The organism is Streptomyces sp. NPDC004752, assembly GCF_053601275.1.
The window spans coordinates 1-22,695 of the sequence record NZ_JBSGBN010000093.1 but is presented as its reverse complement, the minus strand read 5'-3'; the positions used below and the strand labels follow the sequence as shown (position 1 = coordinate 22,695).

Below are 22,695 nucleotides of genomic sequence, written 5' to 3'. Positions count from 1 at the left end.
GTTGTTAGGTGGGCAGCGGACGGGACGCCCTCCGGTCGGCGATCAGGCGGAGGGCCTCGGCCATGCGGGGACGGGAGAGCACGACCTCGACCGCGTGGTGGTCGCTGACGTCGGTGGTGTCGAGGACGGTGACGTCCACGACGGCCTCGACGAGCCACGGGTCGAGGTAGATCCGGTCGATGCGGCAGGGACCGCCCTGGCTGGGCTTCGCGTGGCCGGCGGTGGCGCCGAGGGCGCCCGGCTGGTGCAGCGAGCGGGCGGCGTGCCGGGCCGGGTCGCACAGGCCGGCGGCCGTGAGGGTGTCGTCGAGGTGGGTGCAGGCGACGCGCCGTCCGGTGGCCGGGTCGTGATTGGTGCGGTGGGTCATGTGCAGCCGGTCGGTGACCGTGTCCCAGTCGATCGGCGGTTCGGTCTCCCCCTTCGGGTTGGGGGCCTCGTTGCAGTCGCCGCCGCCGACGAAGGCCGCTCCCTGGTTGATCTTGTCGGCGACGGCGAGGATCTCGTCGGTCTCGCGCTCCCTGCTGCGGGGGCTGTTGAAGGCCAGGTGCCAGCTGACCGCGATGATGTCCACCTCGGGGACGTCCCGCAGGCGCAGCACGGTATGGGTGGGCGGGGTGCGCCACGGATGGACCTGGTGGGTGACGTGCTGGCGCACTTCGAAGGTCTCCTCGCGCACGAACATGCCGGTGGGGTTGCGTCCGAGGCCGACTGTGCCGTGGAACCCCCGCATGCCCAAGGCGCGTTCGGCCGCGTGGAGGCGCCGGTGGTGGCTGTCGCGGCTGTAGGTCATCTCCTGGCGCAGGAGGAGGTCCGGGCGTCGCGAGCTGATCAGCTCGTTCGCCTGGTGCCACATCTGGGGTGGGCGCCCGTCGACGTCCGGGCCGCCGTCGTGCTCCAAGTTCATCGTGAGCAGGCGAACGACAGCTTGGTCGCGCGGTGTTGTGGTCATGTGGACTCCGTGGGAAGAAAGGGAGAGACGAGCTGCGTGTACGCGTTGCCCCGACCCGGTTTGCGCAGCGGCCTTTCGATCGGGGCGGACCCTGGCAGCCGCCCCGACGCTGTCCGATACGCTTCCGACATCGGGAACGGGATTCCGACACGCGGCCGCGGAACCTGCACCGTCAGCCGCTGGACCCGATGGCGGCAGTGAGGCGCAAGGCGGTGTCGATGAGCGGGACGTGGCTGAAGGCCTGCGGGAAGTTGCCGACCTGCCGCTTGCGGACCGGATCCCACTCCTCGGCGAGCAGGCCCAGATCGTTGCGGATGCTGAGGAGCTTCTCGAACAGCTGGCGGGCCTCGTCGACGCGTCCGATCATCGCGAGGTCGTCGGCGAGCCAGAACGAGCAGGCGAGGAAGGCGCCTTCATCGCCGGGCAGGCCGTCGACGCCCGCATGTTCGCCGTCGGTGGGGTAGCGCAGGATGAAGCCGTCCGGAGTGGACAGCTCCCGCTGGATCGCCTCGATGGTGCCGATCACCCGCTTGTCGTCGGGCGGCAGGAAGCCCACCTGCGGGATCAGCAGCAGCGACGCGTCCAGCTCCCGGGAGCCGTACGACTGCGTGAAGGTGTTGCGCTCCTTGTCGTAGCCCTTCTCGCACACGTCCCGGTGGATGTCGTCGCGCAGCTGCCGCCAGCGTTCCAACGGGCCGTTCACCACGCTGGATTCGATGAGCTTGACGGTGCGGTCCACCGCCACCCAGGCCATGACCTTGGAGTGCACGAAGTGTCGTCGGGGGCCCCGGACTTCCCAGATGCCCTCATCCGGTTCCTGCCAGTGGTCCTCCAGGTAGCGGATCAGCTTCAGCTGGAGCACGGAGGCGTAGCCGTTGCGGGCCAGGCCCGTCATGTGCGCGAGGTGGAGGGCCTCGGTGACCTCGCCGTACACGTCGAGCTGGAGCTGGTCGGCGGCGCCGTTGCCGACCCGGACCGGGGTCGAATTCTCGTAGCCGGGGAGCCAGTCCAGCTCGGCCTCGCCGAGCTCGCGCTCGCCGGCGATGCCGTACATGATCTGGAGATGCTCGGGGTCGCCTGCGACCGCCCGCAGCAGCCACTCTCGCCAGGCGCGGGCCTCGTCGCGGTAGCCGGTGCGCAGCATCGACGTCAGGGTGATTGCCGCGTCGCGGAGCCAGGTGTAGCGATAGTCCCAGTTGCGGACCCCGCCGATATTCTCGGGCAGCGAGGTGGTCGGCGCGGCGACGATGCCGCCGGTGGGAGCGTAGGTGAGCGCCTTGAGCGTGATCAAGGAGCGAATCACGGCCTCTCGGTAGGTGCCGCGGTAGGTGCACTGCTTGACCCAGTCGCGCCAGAACGCGGTGGTCGCCTCCAGCGCGCCTTCAGAGTCGGGCCGGGCGGGCGGCGCAAGGTGCGAGGGCTGCCAGCTGATGGTGAAGGCGACCCGCTGGCCCTCCAGCACGGTGAACTCAGCGTGCGTGGTCAGGTCCTCGCCGTGCGTCTCGGTCGCGGAGTCCAGCCACACCGAGTCCGGTCCGGCAACAGCGACGGTCCGGTCGCCCACCTTGCGCACCCAGGGCACGACGTGGCCGTAGGAGAACCTCATCCGCAGCGTCGAGCGCATCGTCACACGGCCCCGCAGTCCCTCCACGATGCGGATGAGCTGCGGCGCGCCGTCACGCGGCGGCATGAAGTCGGTCACGCGCACGCTGCCGCAGCCCGGCTGGTCCCACTCGGAGGCCAGGATCAGCGAGTCGCCGTCGTAGCTGCGGCGGTCCGCGGCGGGCGGCCGTGTGCCCTCGGCGGGGACCGGGCCTATCCGCCAGAACCCGTGTTCCTCGGTGCCCAGCAGGCTGGCAAAGACGGCGGGCGAGTCGAAGCGGGGCAGGCACAGCCAGCCCACTGTGCCGTCCCGGCAGACCAGGGCCGCGGTCTGCGTGTCCCCGATGAGCGCGTAGTCCTCAATACGGTGAGACATAGGTAGTAGATCCGTCTCTTTTTGGGCGTAGTGCGGTTCGTGTGTGGTGCCTCGGTAGTTCAGGACGCGGGCCTTCGGCGCGGCCGGGTGCTGGCCAGCGCGGCGGCACGGGCCAGGCGCCAGGCGGTGCCGTCGACGGGTTCGCCGGCGAGGTGGAGGTGCGCGGCGATCAGTGCCCGCAGCGCGGCGTCCACGTCTGCGTGCGGGGCGGCGTCGAGTGCGGCGCGATGCTTGCCCAAAGCGGTGTGCCGGTCCGCCCACGGGCCGTCAACGAGGTTTCTTCCAGGCGGAGTTGCCCGGAGTGCGGACCAGTCGCCGTCCGGGACGGCGAGCGCGCGGGCCTGCTCCCGCAGCTTCTTGGGGAGTCGTTCGGCGGCGGGCGGCTTCGGCTGGGCGGACAGCCAGTGCAGCCCGTCCGCGGGGTCATGGTGGAGGCCGGCTGCGATGGCCACGACGTTCGCTGCCGCGAGCACCGGTGCGGGAGGCAGGTTGTGCTGGTGGGCGTGCTGGTGGGCAACGACTGCCGAGTCGGCCGCCAGGACTTCTTCCGCGGCCGTCAGTGTTCCGCGGGTCCCCCACAGGCCGGTGTGCGGCCGGTACGGGGTGAAGGCGGCATCGCTGATGACGCCGGTGTCGATCAGGTGGTTGGCCCATGCGCCGAGCGTCCCCATCGCGTCGGCGGCCTGCGAGGGCTCGGCCAGCCGGACGGTCAGCACGGTGTGCGGCAGCTCGTCCTTGTCCTGGGGCGTCAGCCACCAGATCGAGTGGGGGAGATCCGCGACGAGCTCTGGCAGGTGATCGACGAGCAGGGCGTGCCGGGTCGGACCCTGGCAGTACAGGCGGGCGGACACGTACAGGGAGGTACCGGGCAGTTGGGCCTGGCCGCGTTCCGCGACCGGTACGCCGCGCAGGGGCGGCGACGGCCGGCGAGGCGCCGCGGAGGCGAGGTAGGTGACGATCTCGTGGGGCCGCCCGCCGCACCAGCCGAAGGCGTCGTCCGGCTCGGCCTCGATGAGGGTGAGCTGTCCCAGCGGCCGGGGCCGTTCCAGGTGCGTGCGCAGCACCGCGCGGTGACACGGGTGGTCCAGGTCCAGCCGCAGTCGCGCGTCCCAGTGTTCGAGATGGACGTGCCGGGGCAGGCGCCACCGCTCGCGCAGCGCGGCGAACTCCTTCTCCCACTCGTCGACGGGTGCATCCGGGCCGGGCAGCCCTGTGTGGACCAGGCGCCAGGTGGCCGGGCTGAGGACGCTGCGGCCGACCCGCACCCGAGGCTGGACGGCCAGGTGCCGGGCGGCGCCCCAGTCCCAGGCGGACAGGTTGCCGATGCTGCCGATGAGCCGGCTGCTCTGACCGCGCTGCATCTCGTCGAGGAACCGGGCGACGCCCGGGGTCTGGCATTCGATCTGGAGCGGGTGCGGGATCGCGGCCTCCAGCACCTGCCGACGCGAAAGGGAGACCAGGTGCAGGCGTTCCTGGTGGCAGATCACCGCGAGGTCGTCGGGCGCGAAGACGCCGGGATCGGGCTCGCGGAACTCGGACAGGGAGATCAGCGGGGCGAGCAGGCGGGGCGTGTGCGTGATGTGGAGGGCCCTGGGCATCAGCGGGGGGAACGCGAGCTGCACGGGCAGGGCGCCGTGCACGGTGGTCGGGCGGCGGGCCAGGGTTCCCAGCAGATCGCTGGGACGGTCCTGGGCGGCGAGCAGGGCGGCGAACCGGCCGCCGCTGAAGTGCCCCCACCCGCGGCCGACCCGGCGAACGGCAAGCGTGAACTCCCCGGCGTTCAGCTGCTGGGCGCTGGCCGCGTGCACGGAGACGGCCAGTTCCACATGGGCGGGCATCTCCGCGGCGGTGGCCGGCCGGGGGCCGGCGAACTGCTCGATGAGGTCCTCGTCCAGGACGAGGTCCCGCCCGTCGGCGGCGGCTTGCTGTGCGAGGGCCAACAGCAGGCGGTCACGCCGCACGGTGTCCGGCTGCGGGGCGCGCGCGGTGCCGTGGTAGTCCTCGGGAAGCCCGAGCCCGGTGTGCGGATCGAGCACATCCATCAGCGGCACGAGAACGCCCTCGCCGTACCGGTCACAAAACCGTGCGCGGTAGCGGATCCACGCCACGGTCCCGTGCTGCTCCGGTGTGACGCGGGCCAGCACACCGCCTGCCGCCTGCGCCTCCCAGGCCACCGCGCGGGGCACCGTGAGGTTCGCGTCCATCCGCACGTCCACGGCGAGCGGCGTGGGCCGGTCGACGACCTGACGCATCCGCCCGGTGACCGCGCGCCGGCACCGCTCCGCTTCCGCCGGGTCCTGACCGTACCGGCGGTCGAGCGAGCCGATCTGCGCATAGATCTCCCGCACCGCCGCGACCAGGTCGGCCGCGGGAGAGGACGCAAGCATGGAGGTGTTCTTCAGCTCCCGCACCACGTGTCCGAGGGCGTCGATCTCGGTGCTCGCGGGCTGGAGGCTGGTCAGGAACATGCGCTTGGAGATCAGCAGATCCAGCAGCTCCTCGGCACCGGTGACGCCGAGCTCAGGGTGGGCGGCGGCGAGCTTGTCGGCCACCCCGCGGTAGGGCGCCGGGGAGACCGCCATTCCTACGACGGCCTCGACGGCCGCGGTGCGCCGGATGGCCACTTCACGGACGGCGGTGCCGGTTGCCTCCAGGGCCCGCTGCTGCCAGGGAAGGACCAGCCGCTCACCGCGCATCCGGAGGGCGTTGTTGGCCATGACCCGAAGGTTCCGCCGGATCTCCGGGACGGCTTCGAGCTGCTGCACGACGGCAGCCACCCACTCGCCGTCGGCCCGGGAGAGCAACTGGTGCTCCTCACCCCACCGAACTACCGTCTCCGAGCCGAACTCGCCCTCAGTGATGCCGGCGAACAGGCCGAACGGCGTCGGCCGCGACAGGCGCAGGACGTAGCCGAGCAGCGACAGCGCCAGGCGCCGTACTGCCTCGGCGTCGCCGGGCCGCTCGGCCAGGTCGTCGACTTCGCGGGCGAGGCCGGGGCTCGCGTGGCGGACGGCGGTCGCGATCTGCGGGACGCTCCAGACCCGCAGGACCCACTGCTGCCAGGACAACGACGCGACGGCAGCGTGCCGGGACAGGTCCGGCAGCGGCGGGATCGGCAGGTCGTGCAGGAGTACGGAGCGCACCAGAATGCCGCGCTGGACGCGGAAAGCGGGTTGGGAGCTCATTCGCCGTGGCCTTCTTGCTGAGGGGGCGGGGGATCGGTGCGGGAGGGTCAGACGTCGCCGAAGAAGTGGTCCAGCGCGTCGGCGGTGCGGGGCACTTCGGCCTCCTGGAGGTCGAGGACCTCGGCGAGGGCCGGACCGCCGCCCTGGCCGCCCCGGCCCCTTGGATATGTGGGGGCGGGCGGAGCAGCGTGGGTCGGCGCGGTCGTGAGGCAGACAGTGGGCACGGTCATACCTCTGGTGCGGGAGAGGCGGAACCGGTGACGTCGGTGGCGAGGAGGGTGACGACGGGGTGGAGCAGCAGAGGCCGGCTGAGCAGATCGCCGTCCTGGCTCACCCACCCGGAAGTGCCGTCATGGTCAGCGAATCCCCAGGTGAAGGGCGGCAGCGTGACGTGCGTGCCGGCCTTGAGGTACGTGGTGCCCGGCGGCCAGGCGGGGTCGTCGGACCGCTCAGGAAGGAAGACCCCCCACTGGCCGGCGTGCGCGAAGACCCGGCCCACGGCGGACGCCGCTGCAGATCCCCTGATCGTGTCGGTGACGAGCCGTGCGAGCGGTTCGGCCATGAACAGGACCTCCCAGCCCGGCCCGACCTCCCGCGTCCGCGGGCCCGCAACGGGCCTGGGCGACAGGTCAAGTCGGGCTGGCGGCAGGAGAGTTGCGAGGGTCACGATACGGGTCCTTGCTGGCGTGCCTCTGGCGTGTCAGCGCCGGAAGCAGAGGTACCGGGGGACAGCTCGACGGCGATCGCGGCCTGGCTGTAGCCGCGCAGGAGGTTGTTGAGGACACGGACGGGCTCCCCGTCGAGCGTCAGGTGCGTGCAGCGCGAGGCCAGGGCCCGCAGGACGGACCGGGCCTGGAGGACGGCGAGCGGGATGCCGGCGCACAGGTGCGGGCCGCCGCCGAAGGCGAGGTGCTGGTCGTTGCGCGGACGGCGGATGTCGAACTCGTCGGCCTCGTCGCCCCAGTGGCGGGGGTCACGACCGGCGGATCCGTACAGCAGCCACACCTGCTCGCCCTCGGCCAGGTCCACGCCGCCCAGGGTGGCGGGCTTGGTCAGCAGCCGGCCGAAGCCCTGTATCGGGGCTTCGAGGCGCAGCGCCTCGTGGAAGGCGGGTGCGGACCACCGGACGGGGCCACGGCGCAGGGTCTGCCACTGCTCCGGGTGCCGGGCGAGCTGCACGATGCAGTCGGCGAGACCGAGGACGGTGGTGTCGATGGCCGCCGCCGTGTACGCCGAGGCCAGCGGGATCGCGTCGCCTTCGTCGATCTGCCCGGCGTCCACGGCCTCGAAGATCGCACCCATCCACGTCCCGTTCACCACGGTCTCGCGAGTGAGCTTCTCGTACAGCATCTCGACCATGCGGGAGGCCAGCGGCAGCGCCCGCTGGTAGCGGGTGTTCTCGGGGCCGAAGACGTCGAAGGTGGCCGCGGCGCCGTCGAGCAGGACTTCCCGGTCCGCGTCGGGCAGGCCCATCAGCTCCATCACCGTGTCGCAGACCATGTGGCGGGACAGGGCCACAGCGTCGAACCGGCCGGGCCCCGTGTACATCGCCACCAGGCGCTCGGCGCGGTCGGTGATGCGGTCGGCCAGGTGCTTCATCGCACGGGGGGCGAGCTGCTTGGACAGCACCCTGCGGAGCTCGGCGTGCCGGGCGCCGTCGGCGGCGAGGACCGTGCCGCCGAGTATCTGCTGGTTGGCCAGACTGGTGAGGGCTATGCCGTCCTCGGAGCCGAAGATGTCCGGCGACTTGAGGATCTCGGCGAGATCGGCGTGGCGGGAGACGGCCCATACGCCGTACTCCTCCAGACGCACCGCGGCGCCGGTGGCCCGCAGGGTGCCGTAAGCGGGGTACGGATTGGCCAGTAGCTCGTCGGTGAACAGGGCGACGGAGCTGGCGGGGGCGAAGGTGGGCATGGAGATCCTCCAGTTCAGGCGGTCACGGGCTGGCTGAGCCGGTACTGCAGGAGCGTGATCAGCGCGAGGGTGCTGGAGCCGGACTCGCGGGCGTCCAGCTGGAGAAGGGGGATGTGCGGCGGCAGATCTATGGCGGCGCGCAGGTCGGCCTCGCTGTAGGCGGGAGCCCCGTCGAAGGCGTTGACCGCCACGATGTACGGCACGCCGCGGACGTCGAAGAAGTCGACGCTGGCGAAGCAGTCGTCGAGCCGCCGTGTGTCGGCCAGGACGATGGCCCCCATGGCGCCGCGGACCATGTCGTCCCACATGTACCAAAACCGGTCCTGTCCGGGCGTTCCGAACAGGTACAGGGTGATGCCGTCGACGGTGCGCCGGCCGAAGTCGAAGGCGACCGTCGTGGTGGTCTTCTTCTCGACTCCGTCGGTGTGGTCGACCCCGGCGCTCGCCTCGGTGATCACGGCTTCGGTGTTCAGCGGCTCGATCTCACTGACTGCGCCGACAAACGTGGTCTTGCCGACCCCGAAGCCTCCCGCGACAACGAACTTGACAACTTCCGGAGCGGGTTCAGTTGGCACCCCGTGCCCCCCTGATCTCTTCTTCGTATTGGGCCTGCAAGCTGGCGCGTACGCGTTCCATGAGGGCGTGAGTGACGTTGTCGTTGCGTGACATGTCCACCGGGGCCTGGGCCGCCACCAGTCCGTGCCGCTGGAGGTCGGCGACCAGCACAGTGATGACCCCCACGGGCAGCCGCAGGACCCCGGCGAGTTCGGACACGGCTCTGGGTTCGGAACACAGCTCCAGGACGAGCTGATGCTGCTCACTCAGCAGCTGCCCCTCGTGGTGCGTGTACGCGGTGATCTGGGTGTCGATGCTCAGCGTGGCGTCGGGGGCCTGGGTGCGGCCGCCGGTTCCGGCGTACGGCCGCGTCCGGCGGCCGCCCGACGCCGCCATCACAGGATCGTCTCGCTGCGCTCGCCGGTCGCCAGCTCGCGCCGCTCGACGTCCAGCATGCCGCCGAGCTGGCCGGCCAGATCCGTCAGCTCGAATCCGAGCTGCCCGAGACTGGCCTCCTTCGCCGCGTGCAGGGCGATGACGCTGTGCTGGCCGGCGCGGCTGGCGACGCACCAGCCGTTGGCCATCTCCACGACCGTGCGCAGCATCTCGCCGCCGTTGATGTAGTCGGCCTGCCGCTGGGCGAGGGTGGCCATGCCGCTGGCCATCGCGGCCAGATGCTCTCCCAGCTCCTTGCGGACGTCCTCGGCGGACTTGCCCTTGGAGGGGTCAGCGGCCACGTTCGTCCAGCCGCTCATGTAGCGGAAGATGCCGTCCTCGGTCACCACGACCGCTCCGAGCCCGTGAGCGATCTTGTCGACGCGCTGGTCGAGGAGTGTCTGGATTTCGGGGTTCATGAGTGTCTGCTCGTCCTTATCGGTGGGGGTCGTACTCGGTGGCCTGCTGTGTTCCGGTCTGGAAGTCCGCCCAGTCGTTCCCGACTTGCCGGGGGTCGGACTCGGTCCTCGCTCCCGCCTGTTGGGAGGCGTGAGAACCGCTGCGCAGGATGGGGTTGAGGTGCTGGCCTTGTGTGCGGCGCGGCAGAGGAGCGGCGTTGGCGTCGGTGGCGGCGGGAAGGGTGTCGGCTCCGAGACGTTCGGCCTGCCGCTGCGCATGGGCGGCGGCCGGGTCGAGTGCCGGCTGCCGCCGACGGGGCAGGGCCGCCTGCGGCAATGCCTGACCGGTGGCCGTCGCGGTGAGAGCGGCGGGAGCCTCTGGCCGTGTGGGGCGGGGCGGGGCGATGTCCTGCTCCATCGCTGTCAGCGCCTTGTTGTCGATCATGACGACGGCGGTGATCCCGCTGTACGGGGATCGCCTGAGCGACACGTGCAGGTGGTGGCGGCCGGCCAGTCGGGCGACGACGAACAGGCCGAGCTTGCCCTTCCGTCGCGCCATGGCCTCAAACGTCGCCTGATTGTGCTGTGCGAGCTCCGCGTTGATGGCCTCGATGGCCTCCTGGTCCATTCCGAAGCCGACATCCTCGATCTCCAGCGCGATGCCGTGGATGGCCTTGACGCTGCGCACGGTCACGTCGCCGTTGGAGTTGGCCATTCCGTTCTCGATCAGCGCGGCAACGACCTTGACCATGGCGGATGCGTGCTGCGGGGGAACGTAGGCGGTGTCGGTGACCTTGTTGGCCACCCGCTTGGGCAAGCCGGTCTCCACTGCGGCATCGTTGACCAGGTCGAGCACCGGCCTGGGCCTGTCGTAGAGGTCCAGCCGCATGCTGCCGGCCAGCGTCCCGACGTGCTCCTGGTGGCGGCGGCTGGCGGAGACGGCCCCATCGATGGTGATCAGGTCATCCAGAAGGGCCGGGTCGACGTCGGGCCGGGTCATCACCCGTTCCAGGTGACCCAGGGCCCGGTTGATGTGTCCGAGGGTCCGCTCGGTCGCCGCCGCGACGAACGCGCCGATCCCGCGACGGTCGCCAGCCTGATCGGCGGCCTGGCGCACCGCGGTGCGCTGCGCCTCGACCAGAGCGGCCTGGACGTGGCTGAACTCGTCACCGCGGTCCGGATCGGGGAACTCCGTCTTCGCGTCCACGTCTTCACCGCGCATCAGCCGGTCCACGACCTGGGGCAGCCGTTCAGCGCCCTCCTGCGTCTGCTGACGCAAATGGCGCAGCCGGGCGGAGATGGAACGGATCAGCCAGATGATGAGCCCGGCGATCAGCAGGATCGCCGCCAGACTGCCGGCGGCCTGGATGACGACCTGGGTGCGGATCTCGTCCGCCCTCTGGAAGCCGTGGGCGAGCAGCCCCTGCGTCCGTTGCAAGTTCAGACCGGCGAGCTGCCCGCTGACCTTCCCGTACGCGTCGTCCCACTGGGCGAGAGACGCGCGGCTGCCGATCTGCTCGTTACCGAAGTCGTCCGTCGGCGGCGTCATGACCGACCGCTGTGCGGCCTGGAGTACCTTCCACGCCGGGCTGGCGGTGATCTTGTCGTAGAGGGCCTTCTCCTGCTCGGGCAGGTAAGGGGCGATCCACCGCTCGTACATCACCTGCTGCGTGCCATACGCCTCGGCGAAAGCCACCCGGTGAGCGTCCGTCATCCGACCGGAGCCACGGGCCTGGGTGATGAGCATGTCCTGCTGCGCCAGGGCATCCGAGGCGTAGAAGAGCCCGACCAGCGGCCTCGTCTCCAGCGTGAGCGAGCCGTCATCCATCGCACTCAACGCCTGGTAGAAGCTGATCATCTTGTTGATCAGGGAGGTGTAGTACCCGGTGGACTCGTCCGGCTCGCCCTTCCGGGCATCCACGTTCTCGCGCACCCGGGGCAGGCTGTCGAGCTGCTGGTAGACCGCTTCGACGTACTCCCAGCGGTGCCGCTGGTCGGTGCGCAGCTCGGTGCCGGACAGACGCCTGAACGACGCCAGCCCGGCATCGGTCTTCTTCCGCTGCGCTAGCAGGGCCGTCTTCGCAGGGGAAGACGGGTGAGCCAGGTATGCGGCCGTGAGCTTGCGCTCGGCCTGCGCCGCGACGAACAGGGGAAGCGACGCCTCACCACCGAGTCGGCCTGTGGTGCTGTCATTGCGCAGGTTCCTCTGCTGCTCCCAGGCCGGCACCGCGTTGACGACGACCAAGGCGAGCAGCGCGGTAATCGCGACGGAGGCCACCACGATGAGACGGGCGCGCACGGTCATGGTGTGGCGCGGCGCCTTGTGGCCGGAGCGGTCTATGGGGGTCATGGGTCCTCGGCGAAGTGGTGGATGGGTCAGGCGGAAGGGCGTGGACCGGCTGCTGTGGTTGTGCTCTGGGAACCACGGCAGCCGGGAGAACGGCGATACGGGGGGTTCGCCGCCTCGCTCGCGGCTTCCGGGACCTGGACGGCGGTGCGCCCGAGCGGTCCCCCAGATTCGGAAGCCGTAGCCCACGAGTGAGCGCCGACGGTCGGACGGCGACGAGGGCGCCGCACGCTGCCGGGCTCCGGTCTACGAGGGAGGTCCACAACCGCCGGGGGAGCCTGCCGCGGCGCTGGCCAACGCGAGCGAAGGAACGGCTCGATGGGGCAGTGGGTCTGCTTGAGCAGCATCTCGCACAGTCGTGAGATCCGGCAGAGGAGCCGGCGCGTGCCCGGCCGAGTCGAGAACGGCACTGGCATCGATTTCGGGAGCCTCCATGGCCTGTCCTTCGGAGGGGACATGCCTTCGCTCGGGCGCAGAATCGACTGGCATTGCGTCGATCAGGGCCTGGGCGATCTCTGCGAGCCGGATGGCGAGGATCACCAGCGGCATGTGGCCCTCCGGCAGCGGCGCATTGCGGATGCGGCGCGCCTGGCGCACCAGGTCAGGGTTCGCCTCCCCGACGATCCGCTCCAGATGGGGGAGATGTTGATGCAGACATGCGATGAGCAGCGTGACTTTGTTGTCGTCGCGGGGAAGCAGCGACGTCCCTATCACCTGTTCCACGAGGTCTTCGACAGTGTTCACGGTGCCAAAGAGGAAGTGGCGACGCCGGGCCAAGAAGTCGCTGGCGACGGACGCGAGGTCTCTGCACCGCCTGAGCGCCGTGTGGAATGCCGGATACACGCTGTCTCCGATGACCACGGGGCGGAAGGCGGCTCTCGTCCGATGCCGCTGCAGGCCGAAGTTCAGGCTGTGCCCGACGCCGCCCGGCGTTCGAAGGCCAGGAAGGAGTCGCCGATGTGCGGTAGCGGCGAGGGTCATCGGAACTCCTGGAGGGACGGGGCTGCTGACTCGGTTGCGGAACTCATCCGGAACTAAGCGTGATCGCCTCCTCGTGGCACCGGTACGCCAAAGCGTGGCCATCTCGTGGCCATGTTGAGGGCGCGCCTGACTGCTCGGCGTCGCTCCTTTCGTCTTCATCGAGGCCGCAAATATGGACATTGGACCCCGCTGTGGCGCTCTCGCAGGGCGGTGCGCGGCGCGTGGCCACCTTGTGGCCACTTTTCCGAAAGCGCTTGACAGTGCCCGTTCGATCTTGCTCACGTAGGTTGCACTTGAAGAGCTTATGGGAGATATGTCCGTGAAGGTGCTTACCGATTTGGAGGCATCCTCGCTTGAGGAGGGCGAACTCCGGGTGCCTCGAGCGTGAGCTTGAGGGGCGATGAGAGTGGATTTGGCACGGTTTACGCGACCGCTAGCGAGCGCGTCCTAGAAGGCGGTGCTGACAGCACTCCGGGCCCGTGCCATCGCTTCAAGAAGCTGCGGCTGTTGCCCTCCCTTCTGGGAGTGGCCAATCAGCACTTGGGCATCTCAAAGGCGGGCGCAGCCCCGGGACTTGGCAGGTCAGCATCCAAGAAGTCCAGATCGTGATCTTGCTAACGGGTTGCGCTGCGCCGCTGGCAGGACGGGACCTGTCCCCTCGCCCGGACAACTCGAACTGAAGCCGCACAGGAGAGATGGCCACAACGTGGCCACGGTTTGGCGTATCGGTGCCACGGCTGGTCGGTGAGGGTTGGTGGCGGGCCGGATCACCGGTCCGCGCCATACGGCGTCTCGACACGCAAGGAGACGAAGGTGCCGCCGACAGCAGCCGATCTGATCCGGGAACTGCCACTAGGGCAACTCGTCGACCACCAGTTCTTTGCGCTCACCGCAAAGGAGGAGCCGCTTGCGTGGGCCCGAGAAACGGTCCGCCGACTGCTCCACGGCCAGACCGACCAGGATCGAATCGACGACGCCGTGTTGGTCGTCACCGAACTGCTCACCAACGCAATCCGGCACGCGGGCGGGCCTGTATCGCTCACCCTCGACCTCTACGAGAAAGGCGTCACTGTGGGCGTCGTTGACCGCGGAAGGGACATCACAGCCCTTCCGGCCGATGTCGCCAGTCTCTTGGCCAGCTTGCAGGACGAGACACCCGGCGAGGCCGGTGAAGAGGACCTGCCCACGAACGGCAGGGGCCTGTACATGGTCAGTGCTTTCGCCAGTGGATGGGGGGTCGAACCCGCCCGCGAGGGCAAGGTCGTGACCGCTGCTTTCTGCTTGGCAGGGAGTGCCGCGTGACCCCTCACGACCTCGGGCTTCGGCATCTGTGCCGCGACATTCTCACCCACCCGCTGGGGCTCCACTGCGACGTCCCCACGGACCAGATGCTTCCCGATGGATCGGTGAGGGCCAGCCGGTTCCTCGACGGCCTCACCTGCGCGGTTGAGAATGGCGCCACGTTCTTCGACACCGCCGACTCCTACGGGTACGGACACTCCGAGCGTGTCCTCGGGCAATTCGCGCGCCAGCGACCGGACCTTGCCCTCCAACTGAGCAGCAAAGTCGGCCAGATACGCGGCAGTGCAGAGCATCCGTACGCAGGCCGGCACATCCACCATCAGCTCGAGCAGACCCTGGAAAACCTCTACGCCGAGGAACTGCACCTCTACACGTTGGACAGCTTCGACTTCGGCCCTGGCGATCGCTACCTGGGCAATGCCATCGACGCGATGCGCACGCTCCGGGACGTGAAGGCGATCAGGGCGATCGGGATGCGGGGCCCCTTCACGCACTACGCGGCCTCCCCAGAGGAATGGGCCGCCCAGGCGGAGCGCTTCTTGTACCTGTTCCGGCTGATTAAGCCGGACGTCGTCTGGACGCGGTTCAACGCGTTCACGCCGGCGGTCTCACTCGAAGGCCAGGACCTGTTCACGCTCACGGCACGGCACGGGGTCGGCCTGGTGCTGGCGGCTCCACTGGCCCACGGCGTGCTCGTTGGAAGAGGAACAGAGAGTTCCTCGCCGCCCGAGACGGCGCCTCCGCGACACGGTGTGCTGATGCCCTCGCTCCCAGACCGGGTCGATGAGCAACTTCACGTCCTGCGCCGCCACTTCGGCGACACACCCGGCACACTCGCGCGATTGGCCCTGCGCTCTAGCCTGCAGCGTAGCGATCAGTGCGTGGTCGTTGCCGGATTCAGCACCGCGGGACAGGTGGAGGAGAACTTCAGCTGCCTGGGCGATCCGCTCACAGAGCTGGAGCTCGGTCTCGTCGACGACGTCTACGCCAGGCTGCGCGCGCAGGTCCAGGAAGCGACGGCACACTCGCCCGTCAGAGAACTTCAGCCATGACCACCGTACGTCCAGGCAGCGCCGCCCCATGTTGTAACGGCGAATGAGGACCGCTGCGCGAGATCGACCGGAACAGCAAGTGGGATGCCGCACGTCGACCTGCCCGCGACGCTAGAGAGTGAAAGAGCCATGGACGAACCGCCAGAGCCGAAGCGCTGGATGAGCCTGGGCCTGCTGATCGGCGGATTCACCCCGCTCCGCGACAGTGTGCTGCCCAGGTCCGCAATGAGCAGTCGGCCGTCCCCGCCGACGACGTCTTCCCCCGTGACTTCTGAAGAACGAGAACACGAGGAGACGATGCGTGTCGCGGGCTACGAGCCGAAGGTTCGGTTTCCCGGTGCCCGCTCGATGCCCTGGCCGAGCGAATGCATCACCTGCGGTGCGCCGCGCAGACCGTCCCTTCAGGACGTCGAGCGAGGCATCAGGTGCCAACACGTCAGGGGGCGCCGCTCAGGCTCTTCCCAACGATGAGACGAGGCTTCACCCGCGTAGGGGGCCACGTATGTGTCGGTCAGCAGCGCTCGGCGCAGACGACAAGTTGGCTGCCCGTGCGCGTGACCTGAGACAGGACGTAGCCGTCCGGGAGCAGTGGCGAAGGTGTCGTGGTCGTGGGCTGTGACGGCTCCGGAACCGGCATCAGGAGGGTGAGACGATCGATGAGCGACCTGCTGAGGAGCCGCTTCCCCAAGTTCGACGGTCCGACGAGCAACACCGTGCGTGCTCCCGCTTCGGCGAGCACGGCAAGCGCGCCCTCTGGCTTGTTGGGAACCGCCACGGTGGGTGCCGAAAAGCCACGCCCGTGACAACCGATCCGGCCTTCTTCGACTGTTCCGTCGACGGAAATGAGCAGGTCGTGCCTGTGCCGCTGGATCTGGATCTCGTTGAGGGCCTCTGCCGACAGAGCGGTGGCGTTGCCCGCAGCATCCGTCTGGATCAGCAGGTGCAGGACGGGACGCCGGTGCGACAGGGCGGCGAGCCATGGCCCAAGAACGACCAGGGCTTCGTCCTCCAGGACGTGCGCGTGAACGTCGACACCGGCATGGCGTAGTCGCGCGGCTCCGCCCTCACCGCGGGAGGTGGGGTCCATGACCGCGATCAGCACGCGGGCGATCCTGGCATCCAGGAGGGCCTGGTGACAGGCCGGCGTGAGGCCTTCGTGGTTGCAGGGCTCCAGCGTCACCACCGCCGTACCACCCGCGGCTCGACCGCTGGCGGCAGCGAGCGCGTTGACCTCGGCGTGCGGGTCGCCTTTACGTAGGTGGTATCCCTCCCCCACTCTGCGACCGGCGGCATCAAGGATCACGCAGCCGACGGCCGGGTTCGGGCTGGTTGCACCAAGGCCGCTCGCGGAAATGACGATGGCGCGACGCATCGCCGCCAGTTCCACCGACGTGGGCACCGTCCCTCCCTCAGCTATGTGCGACGGCCCGGATCAGTTCGACCACCCCGGGGGTGTCAGGGGAGGAGCGCATCGCGTCGACGGCAGCGATCGTCTCATGGAGGACTCGCGTCGAACCTCCGCTTCGGGCCACGATGAGCGCTTGTCGGGCGTGGTCGACGCCCTGGTCCACTTCGCCGGTCCGCGCGTGGGCGGTAGCAAGGCGGGCCTCGAGGAGACCGCGGTCCCGCCGGTAGACCTGGGGCATAGCGGTGAGCGCCGTCGACAGGATCGCAACGGCACGGTCCGCGCGCCCCAGGAGCAGCCAGCAGTTCGCGCGCTGCCCCTCCAAGTACGCCGGGGTCGCGAAGTCACCGTGGCCACTACGGCCGTCACCTGCGCTTTCAGGCTGTGCGGCAAAGGATTCGGCCTGGTCAATGAGGCGATGGCACGCCACTTCGTCCCCGGCCAGGGCGTATCCGTGGGCCTCCTGCTGGAGGGCGGCGGCGCGCATCTGCGGGGTGAGGACGTGATCGTAGCGTTGGACGGCGCGGGACAGACTGATACTCGGGGCGGCCTGGCCGTTGGCAGTCGCCTGCTGGGCGCGCCGGAAGAGGGTCCAGGCGGTCATCGCGTCGTCGCCGGCCTCGACGGCCCAGGCCATCGCCTGGTTCGTCCAGTGAGCTGCCTGTGCGGCGCCCGCGGCGTCGGCAGCACAGTCCTCATGAAGCCAGGCCGCAGATTCGGCATAGCGGGCCGCAAGAAGCAGCGCTTCCTCGCGGACGTGTTGATCGGCGCGCTCGAGAAGCTCCTGGAGCACGCCCAGGTTCTGATGCACGCCAGCGAGAGCGTGAAGCGGGCCCAGAAGGTTGTCGCTCTGGACGAGTAGATGCCACATCTCGCGCAGATATACGAGCACGGCTTCAGTTTGGTCCGGCGTCATCCGGCCGAGGCGAGGTCTCGCACCCCCGGCGGGGCTGGCAAGGAGAGGCAGTGCTGCCGCGGCGCTCCCTGCACGGAGCAGCTGGCGTCGGTTCACGTCTGCGCCTTCCTGCGGGAGGTACGGACTTGGAGGGAGGATTCCCCTCTGTGCCGATTCCGACCCGAAAGGAGGACTTTGGAGAGCCGTGAGATCGTCTGATGCCTGAAGTCGGGCGGTGCCGCGCGCGCCGTGCACATCGACAGCGCCGAAAAGCCGCGCGACGGGCTGCTGGAAGAGGTACTCGAGGATGGCCCGGGTGTCCCGCTGCGGCAAGCCCTTCAGCTCGCCGGCCATCCACCGGTCGAAGGTGCGGCGAGCGACGGAGATACCCGCAAGACGGCTGTTGCCGGACTCCTCGGCCAGTTCCCGTCCTGCTCTGGTGAAGTGGGTGTTGAACGTCTCGACCGTGGTCCAGCGCCGCTCCTGAACCAACCGACGAAACAGCGTCATTCGCGTGAGCTTCGTCAAGATCCGTGTGGTCCTAGGTCGGCCCTGCTGGCATCTGGCGGGGAAGGCGGAACTGATCGTCGGCGCAAAGGAACGCTGCGCACTACCCGCCAGCGATAGGCCGGCGAAGGGGCGCTCGTACGCCAGAGTTCGACGAGTTCTACGCTGTCGATATCCAACGGCACCGGCTCAAGAGCGCGCAGGCGGGCGACGCTCTCGATGACGGGCGCGGCGGGACACTCCCGGTTGCTGTACTGCACACCCAGGTGGGGGCGGAAGGCAGCGGTGGGTTTGCCCCCAGGCACGGACGCACGCCGTCCGGCCTCGCTGAGAGCGGCGTGCAGGCGTATCAACGGCGACCACGGTGCGAGAGTGAATCGGACGGCTCCCCGCGATCCCGCCATCGGGTGCGCGGCGACTTCGAAGGCCGGCAGCGCCATCTGCTCTGCCAGGTCGGCGAGGAACTGCACCTCGTCGCCGGAGACGAGGTCCGTGCTTCCGATACGGGTCAAAGTCACATGCAACCCGTCTTCGGGAACGCAATCCATGCCCAGATGCGCGAGTACCTCCTGGCAATGCCGCGCGCTGCTCATCAGCTCGTCGGCATTCGGGAACGTCAACATCCAGTAGTAGGCGCGGACCCCCTCGTGCCAGCCCGGACGCGCCCAGTGGTTCGTCATTCGCTCGACAGCTCTGAACGCCTGCCAGTCGTGATCGACGAGCAGGGCAGGGATATCGAGGTCTGGCGGCGGGCGGTGGGGGAACGCTCCGGGGAAGACGTCCAGGTTGGGCGTCACGGCTCTCCTTACTGCTGCGGTGCGAGCTCTACAACCGAGCCGCTGACGATCGACCTGGCCTCAGGGAGTGAGCGCCAGGTTCGCAATTCCTCGGCATAGTCACCTACATCCGGCTCGGCGTGCCAGCGCCCGGCCCGCTCGTACAGCTCGTTCGCCCGCTGCCACACGGACGTGATGGGCGCGCTGGTGCCGGCGTGGAGCGCGCGCCGCCCCAGCGCCATGGCGTGCTCCACCTCTGGCTGCCTGTGCTGCAGAAGCGCCGCGGCGACATCAAGGCGCACCAACGCCCGGCTCCACTCGGAATCGGACTCCTCGATCAGGCCGTCAATCTGCTCCGCGCAGGAGAAGACCTCGCTGGTGCCGTCAAGGGACAGCCGCGCGGTGATCTCATTGGCCAAGGTTCTGGCCAGGCTGTAGGGGGCAAAGGAGATGCACGACGTGATCCCGGAGGGGAGAGAGGGCTGCTGCTCGGAGAGGTCTAGCGCTCTCCCGATGGTCCGTTCCGCACCCCTTCGGTCACCGAGACGAGCAAGAGCCCGCGCCCGGCCGTTGACCAGAAGCCGGATAGCCTGACCATCACTGGGCGCCAGGTCGATTCCCGCCGCGGCGGCTGCGTCGGCCTCGGTGTACCGGTGCTGGTAGTACAAGCTGAGCGAGCGGGTTCCAGCAGCCCACATCTGCAGCTGCGTGTCTCCGATGTACCTGGCCAGGGTCTCGGCCTGCACGCAGTAAGCCTCTGCTACGGCTGGTCTGGTCCCGGCGTTGACGGCCATGTAGGCCAAGAGGCCCGCCGTCTGCCCGGTGAGCCGGAACAGCTCGCTGTGCACCGCTGGCGGATACTGCCCGCCCTTCAGCCGGGCGCTGAGTTCTCCGTGTAGAGAACGCGTTTGACCAGCCAACGCCTGTGGGCCCTGTGTCTCGTAACGGTCGACGATCCCCTGGATCTCGCCTCTGAAGTGTTCCAGTGCTGCCGCGCCTGTGCCGGACTGCGTCAGTAACTCTGTCTGTGTGATCACAGCCAATGGATCGTCGAAGATGCCCTCGCCGCGCGACATGCCTGGGGGCTCAGCGCCCTCCGGCGTGGCGAACAACAGGGCGACGGGCTGCTGGAAGAGATGCTCGAGGATGGCCCGGGTGTCCCGCTGGGGCATGCCTCTCAGCTCACCGGCCATCCAGCGGTCGAAGGTACGGCGCGCCACGGTTACGTCGGCGAGCCGGCGTTCACCGGTGATCGCGGCCAGTTCCCGCGCTGCCCTGGCGAAATGCGTGTTGAACGAGTGGACCGTGGTCCAGTGCCGTTCCTGGACAAGTTGACGAAACAGCGTCATCCGTGTCGTCTGCACTTCAACCTCCATGGCGCTCGGCGCGTACCAGCACTACGCCGTACCGGCTTGCTCTCCGGGATCCAGCAGATGAGCGGTGGAACCGTCACGCGCCAGTTGTCCTATTGGCGCTCTTGGACGAGCGCGCGGAACAACGTGGGGCGGGCTGGCATCTCGGACCTTCCTGCGGGCGAAGGCGGGGGAGCGTGCTTCCGTGCTAAGTGAGCTGCGTCACCACACAACTATGGTCACGGCCGCACGCAGTTGGCAAGCCCCACTTTGCAACTTGCATAGTTCGAGCTGCAGTCTGTTCGCCTCGCGCGGTGTCGTGGCACACTTCAGCGAGCGACCGCTACAGGGCGAAGGGGAGAGAACCGGCGTGAGTGAAGCGAGGTCCGCCCCGACCGTGCTGGCCATCGTCTTGGGCCGACGCCTGGCCGCGCTGCGCGACGCGGCCGGCTTCACCGCCGCCCATGCCGCCAAGCAACTACGGATCGCACAGACGACAGTCACCAGGATGGAGAAGGCCGAGACTTCCCTGAAGTACGCCACGGTCAAGACGCTTCTCGAGATCTACGGCGTCCCCCAGGCCGAGATCGAAGAATTTCTCGCTCTCCTTGACCAAGCGAGCACGCCTGGCTGGTGGCAGAGTTTCCGCGACGTCCTCCCGGGCTGGTTTGGAGTGCACGTTTCGCTGGAGACAGCCGCGACAGAGATCCGCGGCTATGAGCCCGGAGTCATCCCCGGCCTGCTTCAGACGCCCGACTATGCGCGCGCCGTCATGGAACGAGGGCTACCTCGTATGGCGCCCGACATACTTCAACGAAGTGTCGACCTGCGCATCAAGCGGCAGGAGCTCCTCACACGCGAAGAGCCAGCTCCTCCCCGACTCTGGGTCCTAACGGACGAGACAAGCCTACGGCGTCCCGCCGGTGGCGCAGCCGTCATGCGCGAGCAGATCGAGCATCTCTTGGACGTGGCCGACCTCCCGAACGTGACACTGCAAGTGTGCCCCTTCGAAGCCGGGCTCCACCCGGGCGCCTTCGGTCCTTTCACTGTTTTCCGGTTCGAGATTCCGGAACTTCCTGACATCGTCTGCACCGACAGCCTGAGTCGCGCCGGATACAGCGAAGAAAAAGAAGAAACAGCCCTCTTTCGCGAAGCGCTGGGCCAGATGAGTGTCTACGCATTTTCAAAGCAGGAAACCAAGAAATTTCTTGGTGATATTCGCAAGGAGCTGTACCTATGAGTCACGTCCTCCGCGCCGCTACAGAGCTTGGAGCCGAGCAGTGGGTGAAGCCTTGGAGTGGTAGCAACGCGGGCAACTGCGTGGAGGCGAAGCCGCTCAGTGATGGACGCGTGGCGCTGCGCCAGTCGACCGACCCTGATGGGCCCGCGCTGATCTACAAGCAAGGGGAGATCGCAGCCTTCATCATAGGCGCCAAGGCCGGGGAAGCTGACTTCCTCCTCACCTGAGACCTGGTGTAGCCCGCCATCCCGAAGTCGCAGTTCCGACACGAAGGACGCAGTAGAACAATGACGTTAGATCCCATCGACACCAGTCGGCCCCACCCGGCCCGCATGTACGACTACTACCTCGGCGGTAGGGAAAGTTACCCGGTCGACGAAGAAGCTGCCGAGAGGGTCATATCGTTCCTACCGGCCATCAGAATTGCCGCCCGAACCAACAGGAAATTCACCGCGCAGTCCGGATCTTGACCGACTGCGGCGTGACTCAGTTCCTCGACATCGGAACCGGCATCCCGACCGAACCCAACCTCCACCAGGTCGTCCAAGCCGTCAATCCAAAATCACGCGTGGTCTACGTCGACAACGACCCTATCGTTCTCCGACACGCAGAGGCACTCCTGCGAAGCACGCCCGAGGGCGCGACGACGTACATCCAGGCAGATGTACGCGAGCCCGAGAAAATTATCGAAGGTGCCAGGGACATCATCAATTTCGACGAGCCAGTTGCCCTCTCGCTCGTGGCCCTCCTGCACTTCGTCTCCGACGAGTACCGTCCCTACGATCTCGTCAACGAGCTCCTGGCTCCGCTCCCCTCCGGTAGCTTCCGCATGCTCTCGCACGTAACTGGGGACTTCGATGCGGCCGGCTGGGAAAGAGCCGTCGAGATCTACCGAAGGAGCGGTGTGCCCGCTCAAGTACGGTCACGGGATGAGTTCGCGCGGTTCTTCACGGGACTTGACCTTACCGACCCCGGTGTCCAGGTAGTCACCGGCTGGCACCCGGAGCCGGATCAGGAGTTCAACGACGAGCAGGTTCCCCTCTACGTTGGCGTCGCGCGGAAACCATAGCGTTACAAGACTTGCCAATTCGCCCCGAGCTGCCAGCCGTCGTGCATCCTAGTGTCTCGTGATCCTGATCGTGTTACTTCGAGTTGTTATTGACGAGTTTCTTCATGCTGGTCTGGACGAGTCGGACCTTGGCGAGGATCTCGTCGGCGGTGGCGGTCCAGGTGAAGGGCTTCGCGTTCTCGTTCCAGGAGTTGATGTAGTCGCGGATCTGTTTGACCAAGACGTTGACACTCGAGAACGTGCCGCGGCGGATGGACTGGCGGGTGATGATCCCGAACCAGATCTCGTCGGGTAGGACCGCTGCATTGCTGCAGCGGTCCCCCCTCAGAACCGGCCATGCCCGCTTTCCGAGCAA

At 68.3% G+C, this 22,695-nt stretch carries 19 protein-coding genes and 2 pseudogenes; 5 read left to right on the top strand and 16 right to left on the bottom strand.

Going from position 1 to position 22,695, the window contains the following annotated elements; translation table 11 throughout:
* Nucleotides 1-4: 4 nt before the first annotated feature.
* The 11 genes from ACWEKM_RS31550 to ACWEKM_RS31500 all read right to left on the bottom strand — a co-directional run bounded on the left by ACWEKM_RS31550 (nt 5) and on the right by ACWEKM_RS31500 (nt 12,742).
* Nucleotides 5-949: an endonuclease/exonuclease/phosphatase family protein gene (locus ACWEKM_RS31550; protein ID WP_451624677.1), complete on the bottom strand. Its 945-nt coding sequence runs from the start codon at nt 947-949 to the stop codon at nt 5-7.
* Nucleotides 950-1,121: 172 nt separating this feature from the next.
* The gene (locus tag ACWEKM_RS31545; protein WP_451624676.1) at nt 1,122-2,927 is read right to left on the bottom strand and encodes a glycoside hydrolase family 15 protein; all 1,806 of its coding nucleotides are present in this window, start codon (nt 2,925-2,927) and stop codon (nt 1,122-1,124) included.
* Between the two features lie 59 nt (nt 2,928-2,986).
* On the bottom strand, nt 2,987-6,112 hold the full coding sequence (locus ACWEKM_RS31540; RefSeq protein WP_451624675.1) for a lantibiotic dehydratase: 3,126 nt from the start codon (nt 6,110-6,112) through the stop codon (nt 2,987-2,989).
* A gap of 47 nt (nt 6,113-6,159) precedes the next feature.
* Nucleotides 6,160-6,336 carry a hypothetical protein gene (locus tag ACWEKM_RS31535; protein ID WP_451624674.1) on the bottom strand — a complete coding sequence of 59 codons (177 nt, stop codon included), beginning with the start codon at nt 6,334-6,336 and terminating at the stop codon, nt 6,160-6,162.
* Nucleotides 6,337-6,338: 2 nt separating this feature from the next.
* A complete protein-coding gene (locus ACWEKM_RS31530; protein ID WP_451624673.1) occupies nt 6,339-6,674 on the bottom strand; it encodes a hypothetical protein in 336 nt (111 codons plus the stop codon).
* A gap of 101 nt (nt 6,675-6,775) precedes the next feature.
* Nucleotides 6,776-8,026, bottom strand: a complete 1,251-nt coding sequence (locus ACWEKM_RS31525) for a cytochrome P450 (RefSeq protein WP_451624672.1) — start codon at nt 8,024-8,026, stop codon at nt 6,776-6,778.
* A 14-nt stretch (nt 8,027-8,040) separates the two neighbouring features.
* Entirely contained in the window at nt 8,041-8,601 is a 561-nt protein-coding gene (locus ACWEKM_RS31520) for a GTP-binding protein (protein ID WP_451624671.1), read from the bottom strand.
* Nucleotides 8,591-8,977, bottom strand: a complete 387-nt coding sequence (locus ACWEKM_RS31515; RefSeq protein ID WP_451624670.1) for a DUF742 domain-containing protein — start codon at nt 8,975-8,977, stop codon at nt 8,591-8,593. The genes ACWEKM_RS31520 and ACWEKM_RS31515 overlap by 11 nt, the downstream gene beginning before the upstream one ends.
* Nucleotides 8,977-9,435 carry a roadblock/LC7 domain-containing protein gene (locus ACWEKM_RS31510; protein ID WP_451624669.1) on the bottom strand — a complete coding sequence of 153 codons (459 nt, stop codon included), beginning with the start codon at nt 9,433-9,435 and terminating at the stop codon, nt 8,977-8,979. Before ACWEKM_RS31510 ends, ACWEKM_RS31515 begins: the two co-directional genes overlap by 1 nt.
* Before the next feature lie 16 nt (nt 9,436-9,451).
* On the bottom strand, nt 9,452-11,764 hold the full coding sequence (locus ACWEKM_RS31505; protein ID WP_451624668.1) for a nitrate- and nitrite sensing domain-containing protein: 2,313 nt from the start codon (nt 11,762-11,764) through the stop codon (nt 9,452-9,454).
* Between the two features lie 243 nt (nt 11,765-12,007).
* Nucleotides 12,008-12,742 carry a hypothetical protein gene (locus ACWEKM_RS31500; RefSeq protein WP_451624667.1) on the bottom strand — a complete coding sequence of 245 codons (735 nt, stop codon included), beginning with the start codon at nt 12,740-12,742 and terminating at the stop codon, nt 12,008-12,010.
* An 813-nt stretch (nt 12,743-13,555) separates the two neighbouring features.
* On the opposite strand from ACWEKM_RS31500, the gene ACWEKM_RS31495 reads away from it, so the two are divergent.
* Both ACWEKM_RS31495 and ACWEKM_RS31490 read left to right on the top strand, forming a co-directional pair.
* Nucleotides 13,556-14,044, top strand: coding sequence for an ATP-binding protein (locus ACWEKM_RS31495; protein ID WP_451624666.1), 489 nt, complete (start codon nt 13,556-13,558; stop codon nt 14,042-14,044).
* Nucleotides 14,041-15,096, top strand: coding sequence for an aldo/keto reductase (locus tag ACWEKM_RS31490; protein ID WP_451624665.1), 1,056 nt, complete (start codon nt 14,041-14,043; stop codon nt 15,094-15,096). Before ACWEKM_RS31495 ends, ACWEKM_RS31490 begins: the two co-directional genes overlap by 4 nt.
* A gap of 511 nt (nt 15,097-15,607) precedes the next feature.
* Here ACWEKM_RS31490 and ACWEKM_RS31485 read toward each other — a convergent pair.
* From ACWEKM_RS31485 to ACWEKM_RS31470, 4 genes are read right to left on the bottom strand one after another with little or no spacing between them, the layout of a single operon-like run.
* On the bottom strand, nt 15,608-16,495 hold the full coding sequence (locus ACWEKM_RS31485; RefSeq protein ID WP_451624664.1) for a bifunctional diaminohydroxyphosphoribosylaminopyrimidine deaminase/5-amino-6-(5-phosphoribosylamino)uracil reductase RibD: 888 nt from the start codon (nt 16,493-16,495) through the stop codon (nt 15,608-15,610).
* A 10-nt stretch (nt 16,496-16,505) separates the two neighbouring features.
* Nucleotides 16,506-17,924 carry a hypothetical protein gene (locus tag ACWEKM_RS31480; protein ID WP_451624663.1) on the bottom strand — a complete coding sequence of 473 codons (1,419 nt, stop codon included), beginning with the start codon at nt 17,922-17,924 and terminating at the stop codon, nt 16,506-16,508.
* Nucleotides 17,921-18,700, bottom strand: coding sequence for a 2'-5' RNA ligase family protein (locus tag ACWEKM_RS31475; protein WP_451624662.1), 780 nt, complete (start codon nt 18,698-18,700; stop codon nt 17,921-17,923). Before ACWEKM_RS31475 ends, ACWEKM_RS31480 begins: the two co-directional genes overlap by 4 nt.
* 8 nt (nt 18,701-18,708) lie before the next feature.
* Nucleotides 18,709-20,055, bottom strand: coding sequence for a hypothetical protein (locus ACWEKM_RS31470; protein WP_451624661.1), 1,347 nt, complete (start codon nt 20,053-20,055; stop codon nt 18,709-18,711).
* A 346-nt stretch (nt 20,056-20,401) separates the two neighbouring features.
* Here ACWEKM_RS31470 and ACWEKM_RS31465 point away from each other — a divergent pair, with 346 nt between their 5' ends.
* The 3 genes and pseudogenes from ACWEKM_RS31465 (at nt 20,402) to ACWEKM_RS31455 (ending at nt 22,340) form a co-directional block, all read left to right on the top strand.
* On the top strand, nt 20,402-21,271 hold the full coding sequence (locus ACWEKM_RS31465) for a helix-turn-helix domain-containing protein (RefSeq protein WP_451624660.1): 870 nt from the start codon (nt 20,402-20,404) through the stop codon (nt 21,269-21,271).
* Complete coding sequence (locus ACWEKM_RS31460; protein WP_451624659.1) at nt 21,268-21,498, top strand: DUF397 domain-containing protein; 231 nt, start codon at nt 21,268-21,270, stop codon at nt 21,496-21,498. The genes ACWEKM_RS31465 and ACWEKM_RS31460 overlap by 4 nt, the downstream gene beginning before the upstream one ends.
* Before the next feature lie 60 nt (nt 21,499-21,558).
* Nucleotides 21,559-22,340: pseudogene (locus tag ACWEKM_RS31455) on the top strand (SAM-dependent methyltransferase).
* A gap of 73 nt (nt 22,341-22,413) precedes the next feature.
* On the opposite strand, the pseudogene ACWEKM_RS31450 reads toward ACWEKM_RS31455, so the two are convergent.
* Nucleotides 22,414-22,695, bottom strand: a pseudogene (locus tag ACWEKM_RS31450) (hypothetical protein); the annotation flags it as partial.

Coding starts and splice junctions, on each gene's coding strand:
- ACWEKM_RS31550 (WP_451624677.1), bottom strand. CDS start 949: ATGACCACAACACCGCGCGACCAAGCTGTCGTTCGCCTGCTCACGATG.
- ACWEKM_RS31545 (WP_451624676.1), bottom strand. CDS start 2,927: ATGTCTCACCGTATTGAGGACTACGCGCTCATCGGGGACACGCAGACC.
- ACWEKM_RS31540 (WP_451624675.1), bottom strand. CDS start 6,112: ATGAGCTCCCAACCCGCTTTCCGCGTCCAGCGCGGCATTCTGGTGCGC.
- ACWEKM_RS31530 (WP_451624673.1), bottom strand. CDS start 6,674: ATGGCCGAACCGCTCGCACGGCTCGTCACCGACACGATCAGGGGATCT.
- ACWEKM_RS31525 (WP_451624672.1), bottom strand. CDS start 8,026: ATGCCCACCTTCGCCCCCGCCAGCTCCGTCGCCCTGTTCACCGACGAG.
- ACWEKM_RS31515 (WP_451624670.1), bottom strand. CDS start 8,977: ATGGCGGCGTCGGGCGGCCGCCGGACGCGGCCGTACGCCGGAACCGGC.
- ACWEKM_RS31510 (WP_451624669.1), bottom strand. CDS start 9,435: ATGAACCCCGAAATCCAGACACTCCTCGACCAGCGCGTCGACAAGATC.
- ACWEKM_RS31505 (WP_451624668.1), bottom strand. CDS start 11,764: ATGACCCCCATAGACCGCTCCGGCCACAAGGCGCCGCGCCACACCATG.
- ACWEKM_RS31500 (WP_451624667.1), bottom strand. CDS start 12,742: ATGACCCTCGCCGCTACCGCACATCGGCGACTCCTTCCTGGCCTTCGA.
- ACWEKM_RS31470 (WP_451624661.1), bottom strand. CDS start 20,055: ATGGAGGTTGAAGTGCAGACGACACGGATGACGCTGTTTCGTCAACTT.
- ACWEKM_RS31460 (WP_451624659.1), top strand. CDS start 21,268: ATGAGTCACGTCCTCCGCGCCGCTACAGAGCTTGGAGCCGAGCAGTGG.